This is a genomic window from Pseudoalteromonas umbrosa, assembly GCF_030125375.1.
Taxonomy (GTDB): domain Bacteria; phylum Pseudomonadota; class Gammaproteobacteria; order Enterobacterales; family Alteromonadaceae; genus Pseudoalteromonas; species Pseudoalteromonas umbrosa.
In genome coordinates, this window is record NZ_JASJUU010000001.1 from 1,478,049 (window position 1) to 1,500,871 (window position 22,823).

The window sequence follows — 22,823 nt, forward strand, 5'->3', positions numbered from 1 at the left end:
TGATTACAGATGCTAGCAACTTTGCTCTTGCCAAAGTTAATTTGATTCTCTCCACTTAGAAATCGCACAAGATATATCAAATTCATTCCGAAAGTTTGATTTTCTATTTGAATAAGAGCCTGGACTAAAAGATATACTTTTTGCTAGTTCATCAATAAAAGAGCACCCAAACGTTTTAAACGAAGATACTTCAGTTACAGTTAATTGAATATCAACCTCATACGTTGCAACTCCTCCACAGACAACACTTAGATACATATCATTATGATTTTGAAATAATGTCCATGACCAAGATTTTTGATCAACAACAAACATAAAACCTCCTACTGATATAAATTTTTATTAAATATATACATTTAGACAAAGATAGAACCAGCTACAATACACTACAATATACCCTTGGCAAAAACTTAAGTTCCGCCTTATAGCCAAACGCTTTTACTTTCCGTTTATTTCCTGTGTTTAAGAGATATCATACACCATTTCGTATTCCGAACTATTTGACTCAATAACTCGAAATCCAAGAGAATCATAAAGGCTCTTGGCTGGGTTGCTCTTGAGAACGCTTAAGCCAACAGATAGTTTTTCCTTGTTGGCTTTTTCACATAAACTGGTAATTATCTCTCTGCCTATTCCTAAACCTTGATATAAAGGCAAAATTTGTATTTGAAAAATGTACCATTGTGATTTTTCTGGTATAAAACTGGCTTTAAACAAACCTACACTTGTGTTGTTAATTTCGATTACTTGTGCATCTTCGAAATTATGCTTTATGCGAAAAAGATGCTCACTATCACTTATGTCTACGCCATCATTTAATAAATAGTTATCCATTGTTATTCTGCGCAGATTCATTAAAAAATCTAAATCATCAACATTTGCTTTTCGTAATGTGTAATACACTTATCTTTTCCCTCCTTATATCAAATTGTGATTACCTAATTTATAATTAAATTTAACTTTAAAGGATATTATATATGCGTTTTTAATTTTTTTATTAGCAATTTATAGTGGATTGAGCTTTGTGCCATCAAGTCATGATGGAAAAATCAAGTCCGTATTAATGGGACCAGTGTATGGTAAAAAGTTTTTTATAAAGATTGAAGGGACAATGAAAAGTACATCTAGCTGCCAATCAAACAAGAATTTTGATTATGTATTAGATACTTCTACTACTGAAGGTGAACAATATATGAGTATAATATTAACTGCGTATGCGTCTGGAAGTCCGGTATCTATATCAGGTTATGATCATTGTACTATTTACACTGGTGTGACCGATTTTAGGGTAATCACATTAAGGTAGTAACTTATTATTAATTGAGCTGGCTATTTAAAATAGCTCCTTAAAAGTCTAAGGAACCAATACCTTGTCTCAAATAGAGAATACCTAGAGTAGCGGTAACGTATTAATGAATACGCAGGACAGGCACACTTTGAAATGAATACGCGGGACAGGCACACTTTGAAAAGCTAATCGAACTACTACAATTAAATTTTCTAAATGAAGCTTTCTCACTGGGTAAAACTGTCAGAAGCCACCCTATTTTAAAAATAGATTTTTCTAAGGAAAATTTTCATATTGCTTAACAAATGAAAGAGGAATGAAATGAAATGGAATAGAGAGATTGCAATTAACTTCTACCCAACCCCCTTATACCAATTCATGTCATTTTTAGCAGCATGTGCCCTTAAGACTGTTTGCGAACCGGCATAATCACCATAGTGATTACCATAATTTTGAACCCTATCCAGCCAAGTCGCTTCTTCCATTTTAAGTGACTCAATTAGATTAGGCATACCATTTGATATATACCCTTTATTGTTTGGGTGAACTTGATTACCTGTCCATTTTACTAACTCAAGATAATCCAAAAATGAAAAAGGCAATGTGTGTTCATGCTCTCTTTTTCCAAAAGGTTTTAGTGACTTCGGTTGATTAGCTTGACCCTCAATTTCATTTTGATTTAACTTTTTGTCGATTCCTTTAGTATTTTGAAAATGCTGTATGCGCTCTTGAATCGATGTAAAGTCACTATCTTCTAACCTACTTGCAACGTTTGCTCGAATTGGATTCAAGTCTACATAAGCCATGCAGCTGAGCAACGCTGTTTCATCTAGCAAGGCTTGTGACTTATATCGCCCTTCCCAGTATTTACCGGTGCAGTTGTCTTCTTTATTCGCCTTCTTCGCAATGTACTCATTAAGGTTTTTCATATACCAACTTATGTCGTACAACCTAGCACGCCACTTTTCAATCAACTCAGATACAAATAGTTGCTCTGTCTCAGTCAGTATTTTTCCTAATAAGTATTTATCAGTCAGTAGGCTGCCTTTGTATAGCTTGCACCATCTCAATATCACCTCTTTATCAGACCAATTAAGTGCTTGCAGTCTATTTACTTTAACAACCAGATGATAGTGATTACTCATAATGGCATAGGCTGCTATTTCGATCGCAAATACACTACTTAGCAGCTTTATTCGCTCTACTAACCAAGTTCGCCTATGGTCAAAATTTTTGCCTGTGTACTTATCTTCACCACATAAAAAGGCACGGCGGACACACCGTGCTATTAAGTGGTAATAAGACGTCGATGACAAATCTATCAGTGCTTTCCTTGCCCTTGTCATACTGATTCAACCCTATATTTAACTGGATATTTAAACAGTAGTTCAATGGCACGACTTAAGCAATAAATTAATGCCTGTCCTAGATCATCAGATCTGCTAGGTTACCTCGTTACCTACTGCCCTATGTTGCCTATCCTGAACATATATTATTAAAACTTCCATAACTCTAGAATCCAAACTCCAAAGCAACAATAAACTACAAAAAACAATAAAATAGACATGGTATTTAATTATTGAACCGAAAACGCCAAAACGCCGTATAACACCACACTTAAATAAATGACCCCAAATCACAATAGTGAAAAACAGTATAAAAGTTATGTAGCTTGTTAAGATTTCGCAATTTGCAAAGATCCATCAAGGTTAACCGTAGAAAGCGAGTCCTTTTAAAGTTACACTAGCGCGATTTAGATTAGGGCTAACAGTAGGAATTTACATTGAAATTCACCAACAAAGACGCATTGCTATTTGATTTGGATGGAACATTGATTGACAGTGTGCCAGATCTTGCACTTAGTATTAATCAGATGCTTAATGCATTAGACATGAAACCTTACCCTACAGATATCATTCGCAGCTGGGTTGGTAACGGTGCTGAAGTGTTAACTAAAAGAGCACTATCAGGCAGTATTGAGATTAGCCCTGATTTAAACACTGCATATGTTGAAAAAGCACTTTCAATATTCCTAACGTATTACGAGCAAAATGTATGTGTTGAGACGACATTATACCCTAATGTAAAAAGTACATTAGAAACCCTACATCGCAGCGGTTATCGCTTGGTGATTGTCACAAACAAACCTGAACAGTTTGTTCGACCTATTCTAAAGCATTTAGGCCTAAATGACTTGTTTGAAATGGTTGTAGGTGGCGACAGCTTACCAAAACGCAAGCCAGACCCAATGCAATTAACTTACGTATGTGAAACACTAGGCGTTGCTCCCTCAAATTGTTTAATGATAGGGGACTCGAAAAACGATATTTTTGCAGCTACAGCAGCTCAAATGCAAAGTGTAGGGTTAACCTATGGATATAACCATGGTGAAGACATTAATAGCCATGGCGCATCACTAATATTGGATAATTTCGCGGATATTATTGATGCTTTAGTCCCCGCTACGGAATTAGTAGATTAATAAGATCAACCTTTTGAAGGTTTACGTTTTAACATTTCAATTATTTGTCTAGAACATGCTAAATAAACATTCTGAGTATGCCAAAACCCGCGTAGGAATCATTGGCGGTGGTATTGGCGGTGCGACTATCGCATTACAACTAAGCCAACAAGGCGCTGATGTACTACTTTTCGAAAAAGAAAGTAGCCTAGTTAATGGTCCACCCATGTGTCATCTTCATGCGGGTGGTAATTTATATAGAGAAATATCAGACCAACAATGTATCGATTTATTGAAACAATCGATTAATACTGCAAAGTTATATCGAGAAGCCATAGATTATAGACCGACAATCGTAGCAGTACCATTACACGATAATGGAGAGCCGAACGACGTTACATCAAGGCTGACAGTGCTTCAAAAAGAGTATCAAAGACTAATCGCGTCAGATCCACAAAATGAAATACTTGGACCAGCCTCAGAATATTTTAGGCTGTATCAACAAATCGATCTTGAACGCCTATCACAGTTACCTGTGCCAAATCACCCTCAAACGCCTGATGAATGGATGATTGCCTTTGCCAAGCAAACCGATTTGACTCAGCTCAAGTTTCCCGTTTTTTTGGTACAAGAATATGGCATTAGCGTTTTTAGGTTAGCAGCGTTGACCAGTTTGGCACTAGAAAGTAGTTCTCATTGTGAGTTACTCACAAGTACAAAAGTCACATCAGTAGCACAAAACGATGCTGAACAGTGGATAATAGAGGCAAATCGTTCGGGTGTAGAAGAAACATTTGAAGTTGATTATTTAATTAATGCTTGTGGATTTAGAACTGGCACTATCGATGACATGGTCGGGCTTAAACCAAAACGTATGGTTGAATTTAAAGCTGCCTATATAAGCCGTTGGAATGACTATCAAACTAATTGGCCTGAAATTATTTTTCATGGTACTCGAGGGACCGAAAATGGCATGACCCAATTAACCCCTTACCCTAACGGTTATTTTCAAATACATGCTATGACGCCCGACATCACTCTTTTCGAAGATGGCCTAGTTTCCTCGAAGCAAGAAAGCGCTCAGCCTGAGTTGCCAAACAAATACATCAACAAAGTAAATCATAAGTGGGATGAACAAGTCATCAATGAAAGAACCTCTAAAGCTATTGAGAAAGTAGCAGGCTTTATCCCCGCTTTTAATAGTGCCGACATTGGTGGCCGGCCGATGTATGGGGCGCAGCAAATACCAGGGGCAGATGCAACACTGAGAGTTGCTGATGTTGCTTTTCAATCAAATAGCTATGCACGATGTGAAATTGTTAAGGCTTCATCAGCCCTGCCAGCTGCGAACACGATTATTGATAAGCTAGTCGAACTAGGTTTGTTAACTGAGAAGCTCTCAAAACAAAGCCTAAATACCTCTATGGACATTTCTGTAACTAGCGATATAGCTGAGGAGGAAATTGCTCAAAAAGCAGAACACCTGGCACAAGAGCGAGGCTTTCCTGTTGACCTTGCTAGACGTACAATGGCAAGCGTCAGGTAACCACTTATGACGGCTTTAGGTCACCCCAAAACCTAAAGTCGCCTCCCTTCACTCTGGAAAACAAAATTTTCTACCAATTTAAATAGGTGTTCTAGACACGTCTGATATAGATTAATGATTATTTCAGAGATGCTATGCTTTACAAACTGCGCCTTTTCAAAACTTAAAAAAACATAGGCGTATACAATAGCTTCCTTTCTACCTACTCCCCTATTTTGTGCCATTAAGCTAAGCCACTAACTGACTCTTTAAAATCGGTAAACGGGCTTTATCCAACCAATAAATTTCTGCCTGTCCTAAGTTATGTCTCCTAAGTTATGCAAATTGGTGCCTGTCCTAAGTTACGTTTTAGAGTAATGAATAATTGAATTTAAGAGATCTATAGTGAGAACCTCTTTACTCTCACGCGTACGCTTACTCTCACAAAAAGCTTAACCCGCAGATAAAATGGCACAATGAGCACTTAAAACATGATGCCCAATATTATGAACAGCCGATTTAAACCTACCCATAGTCTCAGAACCTTAAGTCTGCCAGCAGAGGAAAAACATAGCGAAGTGACGCTTTTTTACTTCATGCTGGCTTCCCTTACTTTATGCCATCAGATAAATAAAAACTTCTTTAACATGAATTAAGCATTCCTTTCTGTTGGTTTATCTTTAGTTCCCATAATTAGAAGCCACAAACATATTCCAATTTCTCCTAAAGAAGCAGGCAGTTCGACAAAGATAGGAATTGCAACATTTGGAAATAGGAGATAAGAGAAGAATTTTATCAAATATCCAAAACAGCCTACCATAAGCAAAATACCAAATATTTTAGGAAGGAAGCCTGACTTATAAACTAGATAACCAAAAGGAAATAGCCAAAGGCCCCAAAATATCTGAACAACTGAAATCCCATTATTATATGATCTAAGTAATAACATCACCTGTGCATGTATTTGTTCTGCATCGAATGCGTTTAAATATTCAGCTCCACTAAGAAGTGTAAGTACATCGACTTTATTGACCATATTGAAAATAGATATAGGGACACTGACAACAGCGAGCGCCACCATCAAAAATGCGTAAGTTTTGTCAACTGATTCGAATAATTTGTACAAAATAAACGGCAATACAAAAAAGCTGATGTAGCAAAGTACCCCACTCACAATGCCTAACCTGAATAAAAACTCAGAATCTAGAATGTTATTAGCCGTTGCTGCCGCATCACCCCATACTATAAGTTGAGATGGTACATAAATAAGGTTAAATATTCCTGTTAAAACGACTGCCAAATAAAATAAGCCAGCTAGCCTAGCAATACTATTTTTAGACATGACTTTTCCTTAATAAAATAGACTTATTGAACTTAAAATCACAAAACTTGGGCTGAAATACCGGCTCAAGTGATGAGCAATTGATTATAAAAAAGAGAAGCAAAGCGAGCCCGAATCAATCCGATACAGGCCCTACTTTGAGGCTTTGTTATTCGTTGGACTCTTGAGGCCATTTCCAAGCAAGCCACACAATTACCATTGTCAAAATCGACTCAACAACAGCATACATTTTATAAAAATACCAACCTACAGCATAAGCAAGAAACATAAGCATAATTGTCATTATGACCCCTACTAATATATTCAATATTCTATTTATTTTTGCTGGTAATAAAACTGACAAGCAGATCATTAAGCTCGTTACTAACATTATCGAAGACAATCCTAGCAAAGCAGTCTGATCGCCAGCCCCAAAAATAGTCGTACCGTCTATCATAGACTCGATTTTTGTAGGCGTATAAAGTTCAAAATAATCACAATAGATGTAAAGTGACATTACAGCAGACCATAAAGCACAAAGCTTAATTTTGATATTTACCTGATATTCAGAGAACTTTGACATTATTCTAATACTCCATTTTTTGTCTCTTAATACAGCGTATCTCCTGCCTCATATTAATGGCTATCCAGATACGCATTCGATTACATTAGACAATAACAACAACTTAACCATATGTAACCATATCGGAAACAATTAGAAACAATCAAAGTACGATTACCTTGGTATCATAATTATATTTAGCAAGTCTTGGGGACTGTTTACCTTACAAAAGCTAGAATTGAGTTTGATATAGAATCGCCATTTCATCTATGCTACAGCCGATATACATCCGAAAATATCTCTGTTTAGATATCAATACAGATTGTTACAATTTTATAGCCCAGCTTATTATTAAAAATCACAGAAGAATTAAAGGGTGGAGTAAGAATAACATCAGAGTGTCTTCTAGCAGTATAGTCAGGGGTCGAAAGCCTTAAAGAGTAATCTGTAAGGCTTTCTATTATTGCACTCAGTATTTATCTGAAATTTATATATTATTGCGAAGGTAATTATTGAGTTCGGTTATATCAACGCTATAGATATTCATAAGGCCATTATGAATACTCTCTTGCCGCTGTAGCAATTCATTATAATTCTTCACAGCTTTCACGTCGGGATTTTTATCACTTGAGAAGAATAAGGTATTACCATCAGCTGATAGAATAGGATCTGAGTCCATACTACGTGAATTGATTTTATCACCTAGATTTATTGGCTTCCCCCATTTACCATCCTTTTGTTTAACTGACACATGTAAATCATAATGGCCTAAACCGCCCGGCCTCATTGAAGTGTAAAACAACAGTTTTCCGTCCGTTGAAAGCTCGGGGTCTGCATCGCTGGCCGTGGAGTTCAGCTCTGAAATCTCAATTGGCGCTTGATAACCTTCAGGATGATACTTAGACATAAAGAGATCCATACCACCTTTCGACCCTTTAATCACAGATGAGAAGTAAATATCTTTATTGACGTGCACAGTTGGGTAGATCACATTATGATCTCCGTTAATTTTACCTGGCACTAACTGAGGCTGTCCAAATTTATTGCCATCATAGCTTACTTGCCACATTTTAAAGATCCCTTTATCCTCACCTTCAACTGGTCTTCTAGAGGTAAAGTAAAAAGTGTCACTGTCTTTGGAAAAATACGGGTTAGTGTCATGAAACTCACCACTAAAGGGCAGTAATGTTGGGGTTTGCCATGTACCCCCTTTTTTGTGGGTAATGACTAAAGCACTATGTGAGAATCGGGCCAATGCTCTAACAAACGCAAACTTTTTCCCATCGGGAGATAAACTAGAACCATATTCAAATTGGCTGGTCGATACTGTATTTGGTGCAAATAAATTCGGTTCTAACTTGTTTAAAATTTTCGCTAACTTGTCATCTGCTTGCACAGACCATTGAGTAGAGATTGCTGAAACCAATAGTACGATTTTCGCGACTGTTTTATGCCTCATCATATAAATATCCTTTCTTGCTTTAGCACACTTATTTTTTTGATAATTCTGTGTGTGTTGAATTAAGCTGCTTGAGAAACAACTACGTCCTTAAAAAAAAGACTAACAAAACATTTTTGCTGAAATTTAAAAAAACGATGAAACCACAGAGCTTAGGGATATACAGAGAGTTTTGAATAAGTTGAGAAATAAATTGGACAGGCACTTTAGAAAAGCAGATCGAATTACTGTTATTATTTGTGTCTGTCCATATATTTATTATTTATTAACTAATAAGCCAAAACATCTTCTTTAAATGTTTTCATAACAAAGTCTGGACTTCCAACCCAAAAAAGCGTTTTTCCAAAACCAAAAAGTATGTTTCTTCCTTGATTTCTAGCTATGAGAGTTCCACCGTAACCAAGTTTTTCTGCGGTTATTAAAGATTTCACGAAGTAATTATTACTAAAAACATAACTTTTAGGGTTTAAATAACGAACTTCATAGTCACAAGGCCACTCCCCTTCATCATTAATAGCCCTAACAACATTATTTGGAGTGTATGCCGTACCAGACGTTTTCTTTTTATAAGTAACACTAGTGTCATAAACATAAAGATCACAAGTGCTACTTATTGAGAAAACATCTTCTTTTGTCAGCCCTTTAATCACCAGAGCATCGTTAAATACTTCTTCAACCTCCTTATCCGCTAAGTATCCGAAAAAGGTACCATAGCGTTCATCTGCAATTTTAACCGCTTCTTCTAGCACTTTATTCTGGAGAGATACCTGATGATCACTCTGAAACCACTTACTATTTTTGGAATCCACAGAAAACATTTGGATTTTCTTTGCCAAAGACAACAATTTAAATTTATCCATATTCGATAGACTTTCAAAATGAGCATCTAATACGTCAAAGTTCTCTCTATCCGCACTTAAATATGTTAAGGCTAATTCCGCAGAATCGGCCCTCAATAAACTCAATTCGGCTTGGTGTATCACTGGCTTCGAATTTACTAAAACAGATTTTTTTTGTTCGAAAGCAGGTAGTGATGAGCTTCCATTACTTTCTTCGGCACTTGCGGAAACTCCCAGAGAAACAAGAGTCATTGCAACTGTAACTAGTAAATTTCTATTCATTATTTTCTTTTCCTATTTAACATTAATATTGTTGTGCATTTCATATTTATTTAGAAGTTATAAATAAACTTGAAATTCACATCTAATGTAAAGGCATAAAAAATGGAATTTAAGACACGCATTCCAAAGGTTTTTTCTCCAATTTTTTCAAAATTTTTTTATCGCGTTATCAAATGCTGTAAATATAGATATAAACAAACTGTTTATGGCGCTGTTTTGTATGCTGGGCGGGATGTCATTTGGAATTGACTATGGTAAAAGATTTTACCTATGTACTTATCTTCTCAACATAAAAAAAGCACGGTATACACTCCGTGCTATCAAGTGATAATAAGGCGTCGACGACAACTATATCAGTGCTTCCCGTGCTCTTGTCATGCCTGTCTCATTTGGTTAGTATTTTTTCCTTGTTTAACAGCTTGTTATACACGGTTTAAGTCTTTAGCCCATTCTTCCCATGAAATATCTCTTCCTGGAAAAGCTATCATAGAAAAAGGCCACACCTCTTGAAGCCATTTCAAGACTGTTTGATAAAGTACCTTATCTAAAGTGATATTATCGTCCCTAACCCACAAATATACTTCACAATCATAGTTTGGCGACTGGCTTGGGTCTATATAAACAGAGCCGAGGCATTTATCTCTTGAATAGTTAAATACTGAATAAGCAAATGCTTCTCGTGATTCAAACTCTTGCTTATGAACTTTCAAACTTTCTATATTTTCTTCAAGAGTCATTTCTTTTTGGGGCCACTTTGATTCTGGGCCAAAAACTCCTTGAAGCCTTTTTTGGCTAGACATGACAGCATCGAAATCTAACTCTGCAACTGCGTCATCAAGAACCCTAAAATGGAAATCTTCAGTGTCAAAGCATTTGGGTATTTCGAAACATTGAGGAATGAAAAGATTGGGCATACTCAAGATTGTCCTTAGTTATATAGCGCTGTGCTAATGCAAGTCAAAAAGTTTGACTTAAAACTGGTGAAGTAAACGACTTTGTGTCTGTCCCATCTGGTTTTAAAAAATGATAATTCCCATTTATTCTTGAACACAAACTCTTGCCTTGAAGTTATTATAACGCCACACGCAGCGGCCGTAGGTTCGTTGCTGCGCCTTGTTATACGTATTTACGACCAAACAAGCCCCCCTATTAAAATGCCTAAAATTAAACATGTGAAGCCAACTTTAACAGCTGTCTTTCTCTCTGCTTTACTCCACATTATTTCCCCTTCGATATAAAGATCTAACGCTAACTGTGAAGACTTAATATCAGATCTTGCCTTAAAGCATTCTAACAGTGCCTTTTGAACATTAGGCACCCAACATGAAGGGTGATCATCTAAGCGATCGTAATTAAGCGCATTCAAAATCTCTTGAGATTCATTGGAGCCTTGTAGCTCACTGTTTTCAGCTACTTCCTTAGCTTTTTGGTAATACTCGGGTATTTTCATAACTTGATATACGTATAACGCCCAATAAGCTGCTCAGTGAGCGGCGCTTACCGGACTAGATTCGTTAGATTATTATGGTTCACTGGCAATTTGAATGTAAATTGCTTTTGGAGTGCTCTTGAAGACGCTTGAGACGACTTCTCTACTGACTGCTTCTAGGTTCTCCACTGTTTCCCCTCGGACTTCGTCAGCATCAAGTATTACGGTCACATGAGTGAGGACGCCATTATCAATGCTAAAGCCAAGCTGAGATTCCCAGCCATACTTAGACTTAATTAACTCTTGAGCGAGTTCTTGCTTCTCAAACATTCCTATCATGTCATCTGCAGCGTCACAGCCTTGTAGAAGAACAAAAGCAAGAAAGATCGGGATAATAATATTCATGTTGACGATTCCTTTAGTCATAACGCTTGCCGTAAACGGCACAAAAAAGCAGGCTAAAATTAGCGACTAAGGAGCACAAGCCTGCTGTTTTGCGTCCCTTGGTTGAAGCGTTTGTTATGTTTCAATGTACTCGCAACACGTTTGAAAAGTGAAGCTTTCGTTTTCACCGACACCTTCATTGTCAAACTCAATGAAAATAGTTCCAGACACCCTGAAACTTCCATCTTCATTTTTCGTAATATTTAGCTCTTTAACATCACACCAGTTATGAACACAACCAATATAAACAGAACCTTCGGCATCTGTATATATTGAGTGACTCAAATTCATTCCATCTAACCTTGAAGGTGAGCCTAAGTCCAATTTATACCAATCTAAAATAATTTCAGTTTTAGTAGGCTGCTCATCATAATCTAAACCAGAATCAAACTCTGTAAGAGGAAGAGTTACTCTATGAAAGAGAGTTTTAGGTAAGCCAATGCTCTCGTTTTCAAACCAGTATGATTGGATAACTCCATTCTTAACTTGAGTTTTACTCTGTAATCCGATTTTCAACTAAGCCTCCTTGAAACATAACGCCGCGTTAAGAAGTGAGTAACGTAGACCACATAACTTAAACCATTGTGCCGTAATCACGAAAACTGAATCAAACCCAAAATGCCGAGCGTTGGGAATCCCTCTTGATCGCTTTGTTAGCACTACGGACTTAAAGGCTCGATGCTACAGAGTAATTCTACACCTGCATATGTTGTCATCCACTGGTTTTCCTGATGGGTAATTAGACCGAGCTCACTGAGAAAAAAGTGGTTGAAGCTTTTTCTAACGGGTGTTAACGCTGATTTATCTTTCTTAAACGTTGCTAATATACGGCTAAAGGAATTCTTCTCTTGATTCATCGCTATATCGTTCAAAAGCATAAGATCCGCAGTTGTTAGCTTTGACAAAAGTCTTGCAATTTCTGGATGTATTTCACCCAGCACGGTTTCACGGGCTAGTACATTGGTCCAAATTTCTTCCTGAACTTCATCTACAAATGTGTCCGCACACTCTAATGCTATGTAATAGATTTGAGGTTTAATTGATTCTGAAGTAGCGGTGCTAGCCTGTTCCACTTTCTCTTTAGCTTTTTCGATAGCTTTGGCTGCAAGTACTTTTTGCATTTCATTTAAAGCTTCAAACTTGGTTTCTATAAGTAGCCCAATTCCAGCAGTCGTAGCAGTTAAAGGGTAAGTTACCTTTTGAAAGGTTGTGCAAGCCAAATCTGTTATTTTTGTAATAGCTTCTTTAGGTAAAGCTTCAGCTAATTGATTCATATCCACTTCTGTACACCTTTGTTATTGAAGATATGGGGAGTGCTAACATTTTTATCTAAGACAAATGCCGCATAACAACAGCTTTTTAAATATGCACTTCAATACTCTAAACCATAACAATAAGTTAAGCAGATGTCACCAAATTAGAAATGGTTAAAGTACGTCACTTGTCGTATAACAGTGATATTTGACAAATACTAGGCGCTATATATATCCACATATATATACGCAAGATATACCAAAAGTACTATTTCATGTCATCTCTATTGGGTAACCCCCTTTATGCGATTTCATAACTTATTGCACCTCAATCACTTGATGCAATAAATTTGTGCCTGTTTTATTTGGTTTTTGATATTTTGTCTTTAACCATCGAAAAACCTGAAACTATGTCATCTGAAATTTTTCGAGGCGGACTTTAATGCTTCTAATCCTTTATTTAAAACATCTTTCATGCCGTTATTATTTCTTACTATCAGGTTCATTTTATTAAACAGAAAATCTCAAAACACTATAGATTTACTTAATTATAATTGAACTATGTAAAAGAGAATCTATGCATAATTACCTTATGGCACATACACAGCCCAATTTAAGTGACTTTTAGAAGCTTGACCAACTTGCTTACACATAAATTAAGCATTATAAATGTCATCTAACTTGCGAAAAAAGGATAACGTGTGGCAACTTTTAAATTCTTAGACTTTACCTTTTGTGATCAAAGCTATCAATTATGTCAGTCAGGTAAAACCATTCATATCCGACCTAAAACAGCGCAAGCAATAGAGATGTTTATTAATAACCCTCAAATTTTGATCACCAAAGATGAATTACATACTGCTTTATGGGGCAATTCACCACACCAAGATTACCGCCTTTTTCAAGTGATCAGTGAAATACGTAAGCTCGCGCCCAATAAAAACCTTATTCGCACTCAACCTAATCATGGCTATTACTGGCTAGCTCCTATCGATAAACTCGCAGTAAAAAAGTCAAATAAAGTAACAAACTATGCCATTGCTGTATGCCTGGCCATTTGTTGTGCCACCTCAACGAGCTTTTTAATTCAAGAAAACAATGCATTTGAACCTATTTTACCACCAGCTTTTAGCAGCTATACAAATGCAGTTGATGCTTATCGTTCACAAGACTACGAAACAGCTCAAAAATGGCTGGAGTTCAGCCTAAAGGAAAACCCATATTCTCAAGAAGCCAAGCTACTGTTAGCCGAAATAAAATTCAATCAACAGCAGCTAGCCCATGCTAAGCAATTAGCACATGAACTAGTTCTAGAAAATAAATCACAAAGTTATTATCGAGGACAAGCACTCTCTTTATTGAGCAGAATAGCCACGATGCAGCATAATTTTAAAGATGCTCTAGATTTTGCAATTCAAGGAAAAGAATCCGCTGAAGAAGGTTTTGCAATCTGCAGTGCGCACATGTTCGAACAACAAATCGCAGCCTTAGTCAGTAAGCAGCAAAATAACCCTTTTAACTCAGAGGTAGGCATGCAAATCGACAGTGAAGAGGCCCTATCAAGTCACGCAGAAAATAAAATAGCAAAAAGCGAATACGCGCAACTTTGTAAAGAACTTAAAGACTCTGTGACTTCAAAACTTGAGTGTGAAAACATTGAATTCACGGCCCAGTTAATAGGCATAAGACAATTCACCACTTAAACGTAAACCAATGAATAGTAAGTTAATATATATAATTATAGAAACTTAGAGGCATTTATACTGACATAAAATGGGCAGCTCACTTTATAAAGGTATTTTCTTATCTAATCTTGAGAGCAGCCAATGAAAGCATTTAATCGATTATCAATTTTAGCGTTTGCTACTTTATCTTTTACCAGCCCTAATGTAGCACCCGCAGAAGTACCTACTAATCAATCACCTGATTACTCAAACCCAGTTCTAAATGCAAAGCTACATCAAATGCTTGGCCCTAAGGCAAGCTTTGAAATAACATCATTTAATGACACTTTTGAGCGCGTCACAATCGACAATCAAATCTTACTTGCCAGTAAAGATGGGCAACACTTATTTTGGGGTAAAGTGATCGACACTTCTACAAGCACAGACCTGATTGAACAGGCAAATCAGCATCATAGACAAACACTACTCGCATCTATTCCAAGAGAGAAACTTCTCACCTACTCAGCAGCTGAAGAGCAACATAAAATAACTATTTTTACCGATATTGACTGTCCATTTTGCAGAAAGCTTCACGCTCAAATTAAAGACTTAAACCAGCTAGGTATCAGCGTCGATTATGTCATGTTGCCCAGAGGAAAAGCGGGTAGTAAAGCTTTCAATAAAACCGTAAATGCACTGTGCGCCACAAACCCGCAAGCAGCGATGGACTCTGCAATGCATACGGGACATTTTGAAACAAACATTCAAGCAACTCCAGAATGTATTAACAACCTCAATACTCAAAAAACTTTGGCGCAAAAATTTGGCTTTAGCGCCACGCCAACCATTTTATTTGCCAATGGAGAAGCAGTACCCGGCTTTATAAGTACTGAAGATATTGTAGATATAATTAAGAAAATAAAATCAACTTAAGAAGGATATTTAGATGTACCCAGAGGCAAGAAATTTCTGACTGATAACTAATGCCCACATATGCGGAACAAAATACTTGGCTATAATTGATGATGTACGAACCAAGTCAAGCTTTTTGGTGCCGTTCATAATTCGCTTTTTATGTACCGCATTGCAACTTAACAACTTTACCAGACATTATAGTTGCTGTAATTTCCTTTTCTCCACCGCCAGCAGTGAATACGAAATTATTGTCAGAGCGTGATTCAGGCATACCTAAATGAAAATATAACTCGTCTTGAGATATGCCTGATTTTAGCTCTTCACAAATTGAGTTATTCCTATAGCTTGGTTTGCAAGAGCTGGTTTCAGCACAATTTTGATATATACAAAAGTTGCCATTCGATGCCCACTTTCCTCCTTGATCTAAACAAGAATCTTGAAGTAAAAAAGTCTTTGCTGGTTGCCAAGCTAAAGTAATCAAAGCTATAAGAATTAACACCAATGCTAATTGAATTTTCATAGGTACGTAACGACCCCTTAAACGGCATAAAATAACTGGCTAAAATTAGCTAAGAAGAAGCACAAGCCTGCTGTATTGTGCTCTTTGGTTTTAGCGTTTGTTATATGCCAAACATATAATACAAGCTAAACAACATTAACCCAGGTATAAGCAAAGACACTGTTCTTTGAATGATTGTACCGGATAATTTTTTTACGACTTTAACGTTTGTTCTTTCGATAAAATTACAGACGTGCTCAGCTAGAAACAAGACGCAAAAGCCGCCTAATACTAAAGCCGTTTTTTTATATTCTAATAGTAAAAGCAAACTGTAAGTTACCATTAAAACAAGAGTAGTTATCGGGATTAGCATACTTTCGAATAGTTTATTGATATCTCGCATCCTATTACTTATAACGCTGCGTTAAGTGATGAGCAACGCTACCACCTTACTTAACACATTGTGCAGTAGCCACTAAAGCTGAAGCAAACTGAAAACACCCAGCATTGGGATTCCACCTTAAACGCTTTGTAAGATGAATTTATAACCGTGCTGTGTAAACGCACACCTCACGCTCTCTGCCTTGAGCTTGAATTGTTTTGGTGCCAACATACGTTGCACCCAACTTACTTATAACTGATTTTGAACGCTCATTTTCAATTAAATGTATAACCTTGAGTTTACTGAGACCTAAATTCTCTTTAGCGTACTCGATTAGTGCTCTAGAACTTTCCGTAGCATAACCGGCACCCCAAAAAGGAACACCCAACCAGTACCCTAATGTCCCTTCTCCCTCTTCAATTCTAGGAAAGCTCACTGCACCAATTAGAGTATTGCTATTCTTTAAAACCAAAGCGTAAACCACGCCTTTTCCAGTGTTGAATAAATCTTGGTGTGTTCTAATCCAATCAACAGCATCGGTTAACTCGTATGGGTGTGGAATACTCGCTGTCATATCTGAGATGATTTTTTCACCCGCTAGCTCCGCAACTCTTGTTGCATCAAACTCGGTGAAGGGTCTAAGAGTCAGTCTATTCGTTTCAATTGTTGCTTGCATACTTTCCGAACCACCTAACGCTTGCCTAATCGGTGTAAAATAGCAGACTAAAATCAGCGACGAAGGAGCGCAAGCCCGCTGTTTTTCGTCCATGGTTTAGGCACTTTTTATGTTTTTCTTAGCCGTAAGTTCATTAAGCGAATAAATTTTTCAGCCAGTCAAAAGTAAGTACTGTGGTAAATACTTTTAAAGCGATTAAGCCAATAAAAACAAATACGAGAGCAACTTTAACTGCTTTGCTTTCAATCTTATTCCAAAACAGTAATTTAGCTTTTGCCTCACTTTTTAATTCATCCATAGCTTCTTTCATAAAGTTCCTTTTTATTTAATCTTAAATTAATTCCTGAGCTTATGTTCCGTAAAAAATAACATTTTAATCTACAACAAATATCGCATAACGACAGCGTAATATCTGTGGTATAACAACAAGTTAAGCAGGTGTCACCAAGTGAGAAATTACTAAAAATATGAATTGCCGTGTTACTGTGATATTTGATTTTTTAAACACTAGACGCAACACAGAGCAAAAATGCCAAGCGTTGCGAATCACTCTTAAACAGATTGTTAGCTGTTTACTCGATATTTGGATAACTACCGTAAGGAAGAAAATATCTTTCAATAAGGTCTTCATAAAGCGAATGATAGCAATTAGAGTCATTCAATGTTGTTCTAGTTATTTCTTCAACGCTAATCGTACTTTCGTCATCAATACCATCACTGCACATCAAATGAAGAGTTTCTGAAGATTGTGTGTGACTAATAACACACATATTGTTTATTCCTCCATAATCTGGCGTTTTAGCATTTAGATTATCAACATTTTTATAAAAGACATCGTACTGGGGATGGTTCTTACCACCATCAATTTGCACCACGTATAGATACTTACTCACAAATTCTCCTTAAATATACTACTTACCCGAAGTTACCTGACAGCTAACATTTCATCTACGACAAATGTCATATAACTACAGCGTAATATCTGCCGCATAACAACAACTTTTTAGTTATGCGCTTTATTCATCTTAACCATAACAATAAGTTAAGCAGGTGTCACCCAATTAGGAATTATTGAAAATATGAATTGCCATGTAACTGTGATATTTGAAAAAGAGCAAATTGAACAGACAAACTTATAAAATATAGAAGATTACAGCAATATATTTGTGCCTGTCCCATTAGGCTTAGGCTTGCCATCAATAGGCCTAATGTAGAGGTGCAGTCTCATATCTAATTATCAAAGATGAATTCGTTGACAGTCGGGGGACCGCATAAAGGGCAGCAAAACGTAGCGGCGATTTGATGCAATTGTTATGTGCTTGATTGACAGCTTACCTGATTTTCTTTAACCAAAAGAACCACACGCTTATGAACCTCGTTATTTGTAACGTAACCACACTTACCCGACAAGACAAGACCACTTTCAATTTTAAACTGGTACTGATAAACACCGTCACTTTGCTCTAACGCATAGTAAATCGTGTTCTTCGATCCAGCATTAATGGGGCCAAAGTCCAAGCCTGAACTTGGCAAGTTAACCCTTGCGCTTTCAACTACCGATTTTGAGTTGTTTATCACCGTTACACTGGGAAGCACAAATAAGTAAATATGGTATGCCGCAAACAGAATGCACACCAGTGTTGTTACAATCTTGAATGTTAATTTCATAAGGTTCCGAAGGCACATAATGCCCTCATAAAGTCCTGTTAATAGGCAAATTTTGCAGGGCTGATTATTGCGCGCGAAGCGCAATGGTAAAAAGCGACACAGTAAAATTCATTCTTATTTAACAGGTTGTTACATTTCATTTTATATCAATATCAACTGATAAATCTAACTCTAAATTGGGTATATCGAAAGAGTCCTCGTTAACCAATGGGAAGTCTACTTCTATTCGCTCATTTGACACTTCCACACCGTTTAACATAAAAAATTGCGCTTTCATGAAAGATTTCTTTATAGGTTCTAAAGGGAGTCCTTCGGGAACGGTTTCTAAATTTTCTATTCTTTCTACCTTCCCTGTTTTACTAATCCAAACATTTGCAATTGCAGTCGCAGCTTTCACTTCAAACTTTAATTGCTTTGAAAATTTTGGAGCTGGGAAATACTTTAAAGATGCACCTGAAGGAATTGAAGGCATACATGACCAACCAATATTTGGTACTAATAAGAACAATGTGGCCGCAAAGATGCTCTTCATTTTTCCCCCTGAAATATAGCTCTTGCCGTAAACGGCACAAAATAGCAGGTTAAACTAAGCGAAGAATGAGCGCAAGCCTGCTGTTTTGCGTCCATTGTTTAATTAACTTGTTATATTTCCAAAAGACATAAGAAGGACATAAGAATGGACAGGCACATTTTAAAAAACTAAACAAATTTCAAGATATCTTTCCAAAACATAGAGGCCTTCACTTAAGAGATATCAAAAAACCCCTTACATTAGATGTAAACTTCAAATAGGAATATTTTCATTTGATTAAATAAGAAAAAACTAGATTTATAAGCAAGGATAAAACAACTTTTTACTAACCAACTCCCTTATACCAATTTACATCATTTTTAGCAGCATGCGCTCTTAATACCGTTTTCGAGCCAATAAAGTTGCCATAGTGAGTACCATAATTTTGAACCCTACCCAGCCAAGTTGCTTCTTCCATTTTCAGTGATACTAGAATATCGGGCACACTCTTTGGTATATACCCTTCCTTTTTCGGATGGGCATGTCGACCCGTCCAATCAACTAACTCGAGGTAATCCAAAAACGAAAAAGGCAGTGTGTTTTCATCCTCTCTTTTACCAAACGATTTCAGTGTTTTTGGCTGTTTGATTTGATGCGCAGCTTTATTATTCTGATTAGATTTTTTTGCGTTTGATTTGACGTTTTTAAAATACCTTATGCGCTCTTGGATAGATGTAAAGTCACTATCCTCTAGATTATTTGCCATGTTCGCTAGGACTGGGTTTAAATCTACATAGGCCATGCAGCTGAGCAATGCTGTTTCATCTAACAAGGCTTGTGATTTGTATCGTCCTTCCCAGTATTTACCGGTACAGTTATCTTCCTTGTTTGCTTCTTTTGCTATGTATTCATTGAGGTTTTTCATAAACCAGCTGATGTCGTATAACCGAGCTCGCCACTTTTCAATCAGTTCCAACACAAGCAATTGCTCTGCTTCACTGAGAATATCACCGTGAAGGTATCTATCAATGATAGGACTACCCTTGTACAACCTATACCATCTTAATATCACTTCGTTATCTGACCAATTAAGTGCTTGCTGCCTATTCACTTTCACCACCAAATGATAGTGATTACTCATGATGGCATAAGCCGCTATTTCAATGGCAAATACACTGCTTAGCAGTTTTATTCTCTCAACTAACCATGTTCGTCTATGGTCAAAGTTTTTACCTGTATACTTATCATCTCCGCACAAAAAAGCACGGCGTACACACCGCGCTATTAAGTGATAATAAGACGTCGACGACAAATCTATTAGGGCTTTCCGTGCTCTTGTCATTCCTATTCAACTCCACTTTAAACTGGATATTTAAACAGTAGTCAAGCACCTCAATTTATGCAAAGAGATTGTGTCTGTCCCATGTACTTATGTACTCTATAGCGAGGCAGTGTGTGAAGCCAAACTTTTAAAGTCCTTGCGTTGATGCGTTTGTTATACACTATTTCCAATCGTAGCTAACAATCATTACTTTTTTATCTGATTCATTCCAACGAACCCAAGCTCTTTTATAACCAGAAGCTTTAATTGCAAGAGCTGTAGAATACATAACCTTCGCTGTTTCACTAGAATTGACATTACCAATGGTTAACCAACCATTTTGATCAGGTACTCCTATCAATGCAGTACCTGCTTCGTTAATATAAACACTGGAGATTTCTGTCCCATAAATTTCGCAAAAGCTATGCGAGGCAGGACAGCTAATTGCAGCCATTGCCTTATTGCAGAATAATAGTAAAAATAATAAGGCACTCTTAACTTTCATAAATGTTCCCTCGGTAATGTATAACGCCTCAGTTAAAAGGCAAAATTTGGTTGGCTATAATATGAAGCGGAGCGAAACCAGCCAACTGAATTTTGTCCGCTTTTAAACTGTTTGTTAGCTGCCTTTGCACGATACCCTTGTTAAAGAACCATCACTTTTTAATATTTGGCTACCTTCTCGGGAATTTATTAATAAGTCGCCGTTGGCAAGTTTTAAACTACTTTTAGGTGCTCCAATTAAACCGAATAATTTAGTCAAATGTGGTTTTTTATTTAAAAACGTTACAAGGTAGAGCATACCATTGTCGCTGGACATATGACTTAAACCTTCGGTTACAACATAACCAAACTTAAATTCGTAGATATCCTCTACATTCATATCCTGAATCAATTGGACTGAGCCAGAGTTATCGACAAAAACAAGTTCACCACCAAATTCACCTTGTGAATCTCCTGCTAAATACCCATAAGGTGTTTTATATGTTACCGCTGCTGGAACATGGTGAGTTGTTAAATGATTCTGTCGCCCAAAATACTTATCTCGGTAATACTGCATCGAATAAACTACTGTAGCCCCAATTTCATTAGCTAATGACTCATTACTTGTGAGCTTTATTCTTCTCTCATTTTCACCGAACTGCTTCACGAAATTAAATATTTCGGCATCTGTGACTTCAACAGATTCAACCCTAGCTCTAACAGTATCTATGAAATATTTTTTATTTGGTTCAAGCTCTAGCGCTTGAACTTCATTATATTCTGGACAGTGAATTTGTTCATTAGGCACTGACGCTAGAGAATTGAAAGAGCAAAAAAATAAGATTAAAAAATACTTCATACTTTCCTCGGCAGCTAACACCGCCTTAAGCGGTGAGTGGCAGTTGGCTAAAATATGAAGCGAAGCAGAATCGAGCCAACTGTTACGAATCCAATTTTAAGGCTTTGTTAACTGGACTATTTTAAGAATCTTATTCTTTCTTCCATGTAGTACATAATCGATTGAAACACACTGGCCGTTTTTTATGAAATTATCTTTATGTAACTTTCCATGAAAATAAGGGCCCACATCATGATTGCTAAAAGTAAATTCAACATCATCAATACTGAATGACTCAATTAAGGTGCCATGTTTAGGTGTTTGTTTTTCATAGTTGCTAATACAACCTTGAACTTGCTTAAACTCTTTACTTTCAATGATATTACTTACTTCAACTTTATCAGAGTAATTAAATATTTCACTTAAAATAGCCAACAGACATATACCCACAAAGCCTCTAACTAAGCTTACTCTTTCTATTTTTGTTATATCCGCGGCTACTTGAGATACAACTGGGAACTTAAGGACCAAAAACAGTAATACAAAAAAAGGGATTAGGCCTAAGAAATGGTCAATACTTGTATTTATTGTTGGTTCAAAATATACATTCAATTGTCACGAGTCCAGTTAACATTTTTATCTGCGACAAATGTCGCATAACAACAGCGTAATGTCTGCCGCAAAACAACAGCTTTTCAAATACGCACTTTAATACGTCAAACCATAACAATAAGTTAAGCCGATGTCACCAAGTTAGAAACGGTTAAAACACATCACTTGTCGTATTAACAGTGGTATTTGAAAAAGAGTAAGTTGAATAGACACTTTTACAAGATAGAGAAAATTATATAAATACCCTTTTGCACAGTGAATTGGTGCCTGTCCCATTTGGTTTCCCATTTGGTTTCCCATTTGGTTTCCCATTTGGTTTCCCATTTGGTTTCCCATTTGGTTTCCCATTTGGTTTCCCATTTGGTTTCCCATTTGGTTTCCCATTTGGTTT

Annotated in this window: 26 protein-coding genes; 4 read left to right on the top strand and 22 right to left on the bottom strand. The window is 36.7% G+C overall.

The window, feature by feature from the left end:
• Positions 1-36: 36 nt before the first annotated feature.
• The 3 genes from QNM16_RS06335 to QNM16_RS06345 form a co-directional block, all read right to left on the bottom strand.
• Positions 37-315 carry a hypothetical protein gene (locus tag QNM16_RS06335; RefSeq protein WP_284019698.1) on the bottom strand — a complete coding sequence of 93 codons (279 nt, stop codon included), beginning with the start codon at positions 313-315 and terminating at the stop codon, positions 37-39.
• Positions 316-462: 147 nt separating this feature from the next.
• The gene (locus QNM16_RS06340; protein ID WP_284019699.1) at positions 463-903 is read right to left on the bottom strand and encodes a GNAT family N-acetyltransferase; all 441 of its coding nucleotides are present in this window, start codon (positions 901-903) and stop codon (positions 463-465) included.
• 738 nt (positions 904-1,641) lie between these two features.
• Positions 1,642-2,634 (bottom strand): transposase, encoded by a 993-nt coding sequence (locus tag QNM16_RS06345; RefSeq protein ID WP_284019700.1) that lies wholly within the window; start codon positions 2,632-2,634, stop codon positions 1,642-1,644.
• A 437-nt stretch (positions 2,635-3,071) separates the two neighbouring features.
• On the opposite strand from QNM16_RS06345, the gene QNM16_RS06350 reads away from it, so the two are divergent.
• Together QNM16_RS06350 and QNM16_RS06355 are read left to right on the top strand one after the other, a co-directional pair.
• The gene (locus QNM16_RS06350) at positions 3,072-3,770 is read left to right on the top strand and encodes a phosphoglycolate phosphatase (RefSeq protein ID WP_284019701.1); all 699 of its coding nucleotides are present in this window, start codon (positions 3,072-3,074) and stop codon (positions 3,768-3,770) included.
• A gap of 55 nt (positions 3,771-3,825) precedes the next feature.
• Positions 3,826-5,295, top strand: a complete 1,470-nt coding sequence (locus QNM16_RS06355) for an FAD-dependent oxidoreductase (RefSeq protein ID WP_284019702.1) — start codon at positions 3,826-3,828, stop codon at positions 5,293-5,295.
• 631 nt (positions 5,296-5,926) lie between these two features.
• Here the strand turns inward: QNM16_RS06355 and QNM16_RS06360 are convergent.
• The 9 genes from QNM16_RS06360 to QNM16_RS06400 form a co-directional block, all read right to left on the bottom strand.
• Positions 5,927-6,616 (bottom strand): DUF4386 domain-containing protein, encoded by a 690-nt coding sequence (locus QNM16_RS06360; protein WP_284019703.1) that lies wholly within the window; start codon positions 6,614-6,616, stop codon positions 5,927-5,929.
• 148 nt (positions 6,617-6,764) lie between these two features.
• Positions 6,765-7,178, bottom strand: a complete 414-nt coding sequence (locus QNM16_RS06365) for a DUF6326 family protein (protein ID WP_284019704.1) — start codon at positions 7,176-7,178, stop codon at positions 6,765-6,767.
• Between the two features lie 466 nt (positions 7,179-7,644).
• Positions 7,645-8,619, bottom strand: a complete 975-nt coding sequence (locus QNM16_RS06370; protein ID WP_284019705.1) for a TolB-like translocation protein — start codon at positions 8,617-8,619, stop codon at positions 7,645-7,647.
• Positions 8,620-8,885: 266 nt separating this feature from the next.
• A complete protein-coding gene (locus QNM16_RS06375) occupies positions 8,886-9,737 on the bottom strand; it encodes a hypothetical protein (protein ID WP_284019706.1) in 852 nt (283 codons plus the stop codon).
• Between the two features lie 422 nt (positions 9,738-10,159).
• Positions 10,160-10,651, bottom strand: a complete 492-nt coding sequence (locus QNM16_RS06380) for a hypothetical protein (protein WP_284019707.1) — start codon at positions 10,649-10,651, stop codon at positions 10,160-10,162.
• A 212-nt stretch (positions 10,652-10,863) separates the two neighbouring features.
• Positions 10,864-11,187 carry a hypothetical protein gene (locus QNM16_RS06385; RefSeq protein ID WP_284019708.1) on the bottom strand — a complete coding sequence of 108 codons (324 nt, stop codon included), beginning with the start codon at positions 11,185-11,187 and terminating at the stop codon, positions 10,864-10,866.
• A gap of 72 nt (positions 11,188-11,259) precedes the next feature.
• The gene (locus tag QNM16_RS06390) at positions 11,260-11,571 is read right to left on the bottom strand and encodes a hypothetical protein (protein ID WP_284019709.1); all 312 of its coding nucleotides are present in this window, start codon (positions 11,569-11,571) and stop codon (positions 11,260-11,262) included.
• Positions 11,572-11,685: 114 nt separating this feature from the next.
• Positions 11,686-12,126 carry a hypothetical protein gene (locus QNM16_RS06395; protein ID WP_284019710.1) on the bottom strand — a complete coding sequence of 147 codons (441 nt, stop codon included), beginning with the start codon at positions 12,124-12,126 and terminating at the stop codon, positions 11,686-11,688.
• A gap of 143 nt (positions 12,127-12,269) precedes the next feature.
• Positions 12,270-12,890 carry a hypothetical protein gene (locus tag QNM16_RS06400; protein ID WP_284019711.1) on the bottom strand — a complete coding sequence of 207 codons (621 nt, stop codon included), beginning with the start codon at positions 12,888-12,890 and terminating at the stop codon, positions 12,270-12,272.
• Positions 12,891-13,564: 674 nt separating this feature from the next.
• Between QNM16_RS06400 and QNM16_RS06405 the strand changes: the two genes are divergently transcribed.
• Entirely contained in the window at positions 13,565-14,566 is a 1,002-nt protein-coding gene (locus QNM16_RS06405) for a tetratricopeptide repeat protein (protein WP_284019712.1), read from the top strand.
• Positions 14,567-14,689: 123 nt separating this feature from the next.
• A complete protein-coding gene (locus QNM16_RS06410) occupies positions 14,690-15,460 on the top strand; it encodes a DsbC family protein (protein WP_284019713.1) in 771 nt (256 codons plus the stop codon).
• A gap of 139 nt (positions 15,461-15,599) precedes the next feature.
• On the opposite strand, the gene QNM16_RS06415 is transcribed toward QNM16_RS06410, so the two are convergent.
• The 10 genes from QNM16_RS06415 to QNM16_RS06460 all read right to left on the bottom strand — a co-directional run bounded on the left by QNM16_RS06415 (position 15,600) and on the right by QNM16_RS06460 (position 22,432).
• Positions 15,600-15,962, bottom strand: a complete 363-nt coding sequence (locus QNM16_RS06415) for a hypothetical protein (protein ID WP_284019714.1) — start codon at positions 15,960-15,962, stop codon at positions 15,600-15,602.
• A gap of 521 nt (positions 15,963-16,483) precedes the next feature.
• Positions 16,484-17,092, bottom strand: coding sequence for a GNAT family N-acetyltransferase (locus QNM16_RS06420; protein WP_284019715.1), 609 nt, complete (start codon positions 17,090-17,092; stop codon positions 16,484-16,486).
• Positions 17,093-17,132: 40 nt separating this feature from the next.
• Complete coding sequence (locus tag QNM16_RS06425) at positions 17,133-17,309, bottom strand: hypothetical protein (protein WP_284019716.1); 177 nt, start codon at positions 17,307-17,309, stop codon at positions 17,133-17,135.
• A 262-nt stretch (positions 17,310-17,571) separates the two neighbouring features.
• Positions 17,572-17,892: a hypothetical protein gene (locus QNM16_RS06430; protein ID WP_284019717.1), complete on the bottom strand. Its 321-nt coding sequence runs from the start codon at positions 17,890-17,892 to the stop codon at positions 17,572-17,574.
• A gap of 418 nt (positions 17,893-18,310) precedes the next feature.
• Positions 18,311-18,667 carry a hypothetical protein gene (locus tag QNM16_RS06435; protein WP_284019718.1) on the bottom strand — a complete coding sequence of 119 codons (357 nt, stop codon included), beginning with the start codon at positions 18,665-18,667 and terminating at the stop codon, positions 18,311-18,313.
• 136 nt (positions 18,668-18,803) lie between these two features.
• The gene (locus QNM16_RS06440) at positions 18,804-19,199 is read right to left on the bottom strand and encodes a hypothetical protein (protein ID WP_284019719.1); all 396 of its coding nucleotides are present in this window, start codon (positions 19,197-19,199) and stop codon (positions 18,804-18,806) included.
• 325 nt (positions 19,200-19,524) lie between these two features.
• Positions 19,525-20,520, bottom strand: coding sequence for a transposase (locus QNM16_RS06445; protein ID WP_284019720.1), 996 nt, complete (start codon positions 20,518-20,520; stop codon positions 19,525-19,527).
• 160 nt (positions 20,521-20,680) lie between these two features.
• Positions 20,681-21,004, bottom strand: a complete 324-nt coding sequence (locus QNM16_RS06450) for a hypothetical protein (protein WP_284019721.1) — start codon at positions 21,002-21,004, stop codon at positions 20,681-20,683.
• A gap of 114 nt (positions 21,005-21,118) precedes the next feature.
• On the bottom strand, positions 21,119-21,841 hold the full coding sequence (locus tag QNM16_RS06455; RefSeq protein ID WP_284019722.1) for a hypothetical protein: 723 nt from the start codon (positions 21,839-21,841) through the stop codon (positions 21,119-21,121).
• A 96-nt stretch (positions 21,842-21,937) separates the two neighbouring features.
• On the bottom strand, positions 21,938-22,432 hold the full coding sequence (locus QNM16_RS06460) for a hypothetical protein (protein WP_284019723.1): 495 nt from the start codon (positions 22,430-22,432) through the stop codon (positions 21,938-21,940).
• Between the last annotated feature and the right edge of the window lie 391 nt (positions 22,433-22,823).

Coding starts and splice junctions, on each gene's coding strand:
- QNM16_RS06335 (WP_284019698.1), bottom strand. CDS start 315: ATGTTTGTTGTTGATCAAAAATCTTGGTCATGGACATTATTTCAAAAT.
- QNM16_RS06345 (WP_284019700.1), bottom strand. CDS start 2,634: ATGACAAGGGCAAGGAAAGCACTGATAGATTTGTCATCGACGTCTTAT.
- QNM16_RS06355 (WP_284019702.1), top strand. CDS start 3,826: ATGCTAAATAAACATTCTGAGTATGCCAAAACCCGCGTAGGAATCATT.
- QNM16_RS06360 (WP_284019703.1), bottom strand. CDS start 6,616: ATGTCTAAAAATAGTATTGCTAGGCTAGCTGGCTTATTTTATTTGGCA.
- QNM16_RS06365 (WP_284019704.1), bottom strand. CDS start 7,178: ATGTCAAAGTTCTCTGAATATCAGGTAAATATCAAAATTAAGCTTTGT.
- QNM16_RS06370 (WP_284019705.1), bottom strand. CDS start 8,619: ATGATGAGGCATAAAACAGTCGCGAAAATCGTACTATTGGTTTCAGCA.
- QNM16_RS06375 (WP_284019706.1), bottom strand. CDS start 9,737: ATGAATAGAAATTTACTAGTTACAGTTGCAATGACTCTTGTTTCTCTG.
- QNM16_RS06380 (WP_284019707.1), bottom strand. CDS start 10,651: ATGCCCAATCTTTTCATTCCTCAATGTTTCGAAATACCCAAATGCTTT.
- QNM16_RS06385 (WP_284019708.1), bottom strand. CDS start 11,187: ATGAAAATACCCGAGTATTACCAAAAAGCTAAGGAAGTAGCTGAAAAC.
- QNM16_RS06390 (WP_284019709.1), bottom strand. CDS start 11,571: ATGAATATTATTATCCCGATCTTTCTTGCTTTTGTTCTTCTACAAGGC.
- QNM16_RS06410 (WP_284019713.1), top strand. CDS start 14,690: ATGAAAGCATTTAATCGATTATCAATTTTAGCGTTTGCTACTTTATCT.
- QNM16_RS06415 (WP_284019714.1), bottom strand. CDS start 15,962: ATGAAAATTCAATTAGCATTGGTGTTAATTCTTATAGCTTTGATTACT.
- QNM16_RS06420 (WP_284019715.1), bottom strand. CDS start 17,092: ATGGACGAAAAACAGCGGGCTTGCGCTCCTTCGTCGCTGATTTTAGTC.
- QNM16_RS06425 (WP_284019716.1), bottom strand. CDS start 17,309: ATGAAAGAAGCTATGGATGAATTAAAAAGTGAGGCAAAAGCTAAATTA.
- QNM16_RS06435 (WP_284019718.1), bottom strand. CDS start 18,667: ATGAAATTAACATTCAAGATTGTAACAACACTGGTGTGCATTCTGTTT.
- QNM16_RS06440 (WP_284019719.1), bottom strand. CDS start 19,199: ATGAAGAGCATCTTTGCGGCCACATTGTTCTTATTAGTACCAAATATT.
- QNM16_RS06445 (WP_284019720.1), bottom strand. CDS start 20,520: ATGACAAGAGCACGGAAAGCCCTAATAGATTTGTCGTCGACGTCTTAT.
- QNM16_RS06450 (WP_284019721.1), bottom strand. CDS start 21,004: ATGAAAGTTAAGAGTGCCTTATTATTTTTACTATTATTCTGCAATAAG.
- QNM16_RS06455 (WP_284019722.1), bottom strand. CDS start 21,841: ATGAAGTATTTTTTAATCTTATTTTTTTGCTCTTTCAATTCTCTAGCG.